The following is a 4,609-nucleotide window of genomic DNA, read 5'->3' on the forward strand; positions in this document are numbered from 1 at the left end:
TGAAAGTATCTATTTCTCTTCCAGAAGAGTTAGTTCGCTACGTTGACGATCGCGTAGAAAATCGCAGTCGGCTTATTGAGGGGTTACTGCAAGCATGGCGGAAGCAGCAGGAAAAGCAGGCGATGGTTGAGGCTTGTTTGTTGCTGGATGAATTAGATGGATTAAATGATGAGGACAGGGCATGGCAGCAAGCAGCAATTATCGATTAGGAAGTATCTGGCAAGTGTGTTTCGATCCTTCGATTGGTACAGAAATTCTCAAAACTCGTCCTGCGGTAATTATTTCTGGAACTGCTTTTAATCAGCGCAGTAGGGTAACTGTGTTACCGATAACTTCTGCTAATCCAAGCGATCGCCTACGTCCAGTGATTGTGCCTTTGATTCCTTCTGTTACTAATGGGCTTAGCAGTAATAGTTTTGTGGTTTGTGTCGATCCAATGACTTTTGATAAACGCAGATTGATTCAAGCTCTTGGTCAAATAGAGCCTAATCAATTGGAAGAAATACAACAGATTTTGGCTAGGTATTTAGAACTTTAATTGAAAACGATACCTAAACAGGCGATCGCCGCGATCGCACTAAATATTCTCTACAAACTGCGATCGCTATAATCTATTAAGATGACAATCACCAAATCACAGAACATTCATAACTTTTAAAAACTGAGTCTCGGCTAATTAAAGTTGCATTTTCAACTTTGGATTGAGCTATGAGTATTCTATCAAATGGATCTTTATGATGTAGTGGTAAAGTTCTTAATTCCAGAATATGAGAAAGCGTTACAGATATTAGACTGATATTATTTCGCTCCTGCTGAATTTTTAGCATGAGTTCTAGATCGTCTCTGAGAGTAAGTTTGCCTAACTGAATTTTGATTTGCATTTCCCATAGACTGACTACGCTGAGAATTACTTCATGGTTGGGATCTTGAAGTAAGGTTAGGGTGCTTTTAGGAATATACTCTGGTTCGCTATGCCACCACATGAAAGTGTGAGTATCTAACAATAACTTCATGACTCTCCAAGCCAAAATTCATCGGGTAATGGATCGTCAAAATCAGCAGTAAATATACAAGATCCTAAACCAAGTCCTGCTTGGCGTAGTTGTTTGGGTGAGGAGTCTTGAGGCTTTTGATTAATCTTTACTTCTACCCATCGCAATAGTTGTGTGGCTAGTTGAATTTGTTCCTGAAGGTCTAAATTTTTAGCTTCGTTTAAGAGTTCTTTGAGTGGCATATAATTGGCTACCTTACAAGATACTGCTTGTGTTATTTTAGCGCGATCGCACTAATATTCTTCGCAAACTGCGATCTCTATTTCAGCAAGGCGATCGCATCAATAATCTCTACAAAAGGCGATCGCTAATTTATCAAGGTGATCGCACTAATAATCTCTACAAATGGCAATGAGACTTTTAATCTGGTTCCATTATCTTCTGAAGGGATTCTGCGATCGCTTCATATTTTTGAGTTGTGAGGCTGCCACGATATGCCACAATGCGAGAAATATCTATTGCGCGAACTTGATCTAATAGAGCAATTGATGGTGATTTTAAATTAGCTACACCAGCCGAAAATCGCACATATAAATCAGGAGAGTTTGCAGCCCATTCTTGTCCTCGATCCGTTGTCATGGGTACGACGAAGACTAGAGGAAAGCGCAGTTTGCCTAATCGGCTGGGGATTCCTACAACAATTGCGGGTCTGTAGCCTTCTTGCTCTCTACCACTAGGATTTTGACTAGGAAATTTTGCTGTTACGACATCGCCAATTTGTAAAATATGCTCTGTCATACGTCAATCTTAATTTTTCCTGTTTCTGCAATAAATTGAACGGGTAACCCTTCTTGCAGTTCTCCTTCTTGCCATTCATAGGGTTCATAGCTGTCTAAACCTGATAAGTCGCTCTCTAGCCAATCCGCATCTTCTTGAGTTCGAGGATTTTCTGTTTGCCACACTAAATAATTTAAAAAGCTAAGAACTTCTCGCAGCTTATCATCAGGGATAATTTCTAAGCGTTGTACTATTTCGTTTTTAATTGCGTTCATTCGATCTTTCTCTATTCACGCTCAAATTAGTCTCACTTTAGCAAAATTTAGTAGTAAATGCGATCGCACTAATATTCTCTACAAAAAGGCGATCGCTATCTCAACAAGGCGATCGCATGTGAGACTCAGTATTAATCTGATCTCAGATTGGTCTACGGATAAGGCTCGTAATTTAAACTTTAAAAATCGTAGAAAAATACTTTTTTCATATAAAATATACAAAGTTTAATCGCTTATAATTTGGAGAGTCAGACGATGGAGCCAATTTCTCTTATTCTCACTGCGTTAGTTGCTGGTGCGGTTGCTGCTTCTAAGGATGTAGCGGAAAAAGGCGTTAAGGATGCTTATGAAGGATTAAAGGCACTGATTAAGCGCAGGTTTGCTGACAATAACGGGGCAAAAGTGGTTTTAGAAGAACATGAAAAAGATCCTGAAACCTATGAAGTGCCACTCAAGAAGAAATTAACCGAGGCAGCTATCGATCGCGATGCAGAAATTCTGAGAGCCGCCGAGGAGGTACTGAAGCAAGATGATCCTGAAGGGTTTAAAGAAGGGAAATACAATACAACTGTAACGGTTGCGGGTGATGTGTTTGGTGTTGCTGGTACAAACACGGGAACGGTTAATGTTGGGAATGTGAACAAGGGCAAATGAGCGAAGAAGGGCAACCAAGGTATCTAAGCCCCCTAAATCCCCCAATTCTGGGGGACTTTGAAAGAATCTTATTTTCTTGTTCCCCCAGAATTGGGGGCTAGGGGGCGATTATCAGTAATCAAGTTTAATAGAGGTTAAAGTGACTGAGAACCTTGCCAAGGTGAATACAGAAGGTGATGTTTTAGGTGTTGCTGGTGACAATAAAGGAACTGTCAACATCTATATTTCTCAGACATCATCTGATGCTGAGATTCAGGCTAGACAACTGATTGAAGCTTCGCCTTATCTGGGCTTGGAGAAGTTTGAGGTAGAGGATCATGATAAATTTTTTGGACGCGATCGCTGGATTGAAAATTTAACAGCGCATTTAAAACAAAAGAATGTGCTTTTGCTTTTGGGCGCATCTGGCAGTGGGAAATCATCGCTGATTCAGGCGGGATTAGTTCCTGCGTTAAAAAAACAACCAAGTTTGAGTCTATTTAAGCTATTCTCTTTTGTCCCTGACGTTAATCCCTTTGAGTCTTTTTATGTTTCTCTCCAACCTACATACAAATCAAAGGCGAAACTGGCTCAAACAGTTAAAGAAGATACGCTGATTCAGGTCGAGCAATCTTTGAAACAGGATGCTCAGTGGTTGATTTTTATCGATCAATTTGAGGAGTTGTTTACGCGCACACCAAAGACAGAGCGGGATATTTTTATTAAAAGTCTGATTAAATTGATTGAGAAATCGGATAGTTCTATTAAAGTTATTTTGACGATGCGGGCGGATTTTCTGGATAAATTAAGTCCTTATCCAGACTTAGGAAAACTCCACGATCGCTATAGTTTGATGCTCACAGATATGGACGATCGCGATCTGAGATTGGCGATCGCGGAACCTGCGGCTCGAAATGGGGTTGTCTTTGAAAAGGGATTAATCGAGCAAATTATTGCTGATTTTAAGCAACAGGCTGGTTCTTTGCCGCTTTTGCAATATACCTTGAATTTATTGTGGAATAAGGACGATCTGCAAGACAGGGTTTTAAATGCCGAGACTTATCAGGAGTTGGGCGGCGTGACGGGCGCACTTCAGCAACAGGCGAACAAGATTTACGATCAATTTAATGAACAAGAAAGAAAAGTAGCGGAGCAAATTTTTCTAGAGTTAATCGAGTTGGTGGGCAAGGAGGCAGTGAGTAGAAGGGCTGACAAAGCAATTTTTGAGGGGGATGCGATTCAAAAAGATGTGCTGTATCAACTGATCGATCATCGGCTTTTGGTGAGCAAGGGAGAAGGTGGCAAAGCGACGGTTGAAGTTGCCCATGAGGAATTGCTGCGTTCTTGGAAGGTGTTACAGGATTTAATTCGGGAAAAGGAGGAGATCATTGTCCTTAGAAATCGCTTGTATGCGGATGCGAAACAATGGCATGAGTTAGGACAAAAGGATCTGCAAAAGGCTAATAGCGAACTCTGGAATGGCTCGAAGTTGGCACGAATTGTGGAACTCCAAAAGGAAGGATCGCTGCCTAATTTGGATGCTGTAGCGATCGAGTTTATTGAGTCTAGTGTCACGCAAGCGGAACGACAGAAGAATGAAAAGATTAGAACCGCAAGGCGAATTGCGGCGGGTTCGTTGGTGGCGGTGGCGATCAGTGCGGGGTTGGGGTGGATGGCTTGGCAAAAGACCAAAGAGGCAGAACTCAATCTTGCTGATGCTCTGGGATCTGCGTCTTTGTCTCTGTTGGATAAAGGCAAGGACTTGGATGCTTTTGTTATAGCAATTAAGGCAGGAAAAATTCTGCAAAGTCAACGAGTAATCCGTCCAGAGGTGACAAATGCTTTGCAAGAAGCTCTTAACAAGAAAAGTGAATACAATCGCTTAGAAGGGCATGATAATTCTGTCGTGAGCGTGAGTTTTAGCCCCGATGG

Annotated in this window: 7 protein-coding genes and 1 pseudogene; 4 read left to right on the forward strand and 4 right to left on the reverse strand. The window is 41.4% G+C overall.

From position 1 onward, the window contains the following. Together APA_RS22560 and APA_RS22565 are read left to right on the forward strand one after the other, a co-directional pair. Nucleotides 1-209 (forward strand): hypothetical protein (locus APA_RS22560; protein ID WP_201324410.1); only part of this gene is annotated, 209 nt, incomplete at its 5' end. Then, nucleotides 182-538 carry a type II toxin-antitoxin system PemK/MazF family toxin gene (locus APA_RS22565; protein WP_201323893.1) on the forward strand — a complete coding sequence of 119 codons (357 nt, stop codon included), beginning with the start codon at nucleotides 182-184 and terminating at the stop codon, nucleotides 536-538. The genes APA_RS22560 and APA_RS22565, both read left to right, overlap by 28 nt. Nucleotides 539-626: 88 nt before the next feature. On the opposite strand, the gene APA_RS22570 is transcribed toward APA_RS22565, so the two are convergent. From APA_RS22570 to APA_RS22585, 4 genes are all read right to left on the reverse strand, one after another. After that, nucleotides 627-1,013, reverse strand: coding sequence for a type II toxin-antitoxin system VapC family toxin (locus APA_RS22570; protein ID WP_201324474.1), 387 nt, complete (start codon nucleotides 1,011-1,013; stop codon nucleotides 627-629). Beyond that, complete coding sequence (locus APA_RS22575) at nucleotides 1,010-1,234, reverse strand: hypothetical protein (protein ID WP_201324475.1); 225 nt, start codon at nucleotides 1,232-1,234, stop codon at nucleotides 1,010-1,012. Before APA_RS22575 ends, APA_RS22570 begins: the two co-directional genes overlap by 4 nt. 178 nt (nucleotides 1,235-1,412) lie before the next feature. After that, entirely contained in the window at nucleotides 1,413-1,790 is a 378-nt protein-coding gene (locus APA_RS22580) for a type II toxin-antitoxin system PemK/MazF family toxin (protein WP_201324476.1), read from the reverse strand. Beyond that, complete coding sequence (locus tag APA_RS22585) at nucleotides 1,787-2,044, reverse strand: hypothetical protein (protein ID WP_201324477.1); 258 nt, start codon at nucleotides 2,042-2,044, stop codon at nucleotides 1,787-1,789. Before APA_RS22585 ends, APA_RS22580 begins: the two co-directional genes overlap by 4 nt. A 255-nt stretch (nucleotides 2,045-2,299) precedes the next feature. Between APA_RS22585 and APA_RS22590 the strand changes: the two genes are divergently transcribed. Together APA_RS22590 and APA_RS22595 are read left to right on the forward strand one after the other, a co-directional pair. Further along, nucleotides 2,300-2,698, forward strand: a complete 399-nt coding sequence (locus APA_RS22590) for a hypothetical protein (RefSeq protein WP_201324478.1) — start codon at nucleotides 2,300-2,302, stop codon at nucleotides 2,696-2,698. Between the two features lie 139 nt (nucleotides 2,699-2,837). Next, nucleotides 2,838-4,609 (forward strand): annotated as a pseudogene (locus APA_RS22595) (hypothetical protein); the annotation flags it as partial.

The sequence above is a fragment of the Pseudanabaena sp. lw0831 genome (genome assembly GCF_016584665.1).
Taxonomy (GTDB): Bacteria; Cyanobacteriota; Cyanobacteriia; order Pseudanabaenales; family Pseudanabaenaceae; genus Pseudanabaena.

Bases quoted from the DNA above. Each gene is read 5' to 3' on its own strand.
- APA_RS22565 (WP_201323893.1), top strand. From the start codon at position 182: ATGGCAGCAAGCAGCAATTATCGATTAGGAAGTATCTGGCAAGTGTGT.
- APA_RS22570 (WP_201324474.1), bottom strand. From the start codon at position 1,013: ATGAAGTTATTGTTAGATACTCACACTTTCATGTGGTGGCATAGCGAA.
- APA_RS22575 (WP_201324475.1), bottom strand. From the start codon at position 1,234: ATGCCACTCAAAGAACTCTTAAACGAAGCTAAAAATTTAGACCTTCAG.
- APA_RS22580 (WP_201324476.1), bottom strand. From the start codon at position 1,790: ATGACAGAGCATATTTTACAAATTGGCGATGTCGTAACAGCAAAATTT.
- APA_RS22585 (WP_201324477.1), bottom strand. From the start codon at position 2,044: ATGAACGCAATTAAAAACGAAATAGTACAACGCTTAGAAATTATCCCT.
- APA_RS22590 (WP_201324478.1), top strand. From the start codon at position 2,300: ATGGAGCCAATTTCTCTTATTCTCACTGCGTTAGTTGCTGGTGCGGTT.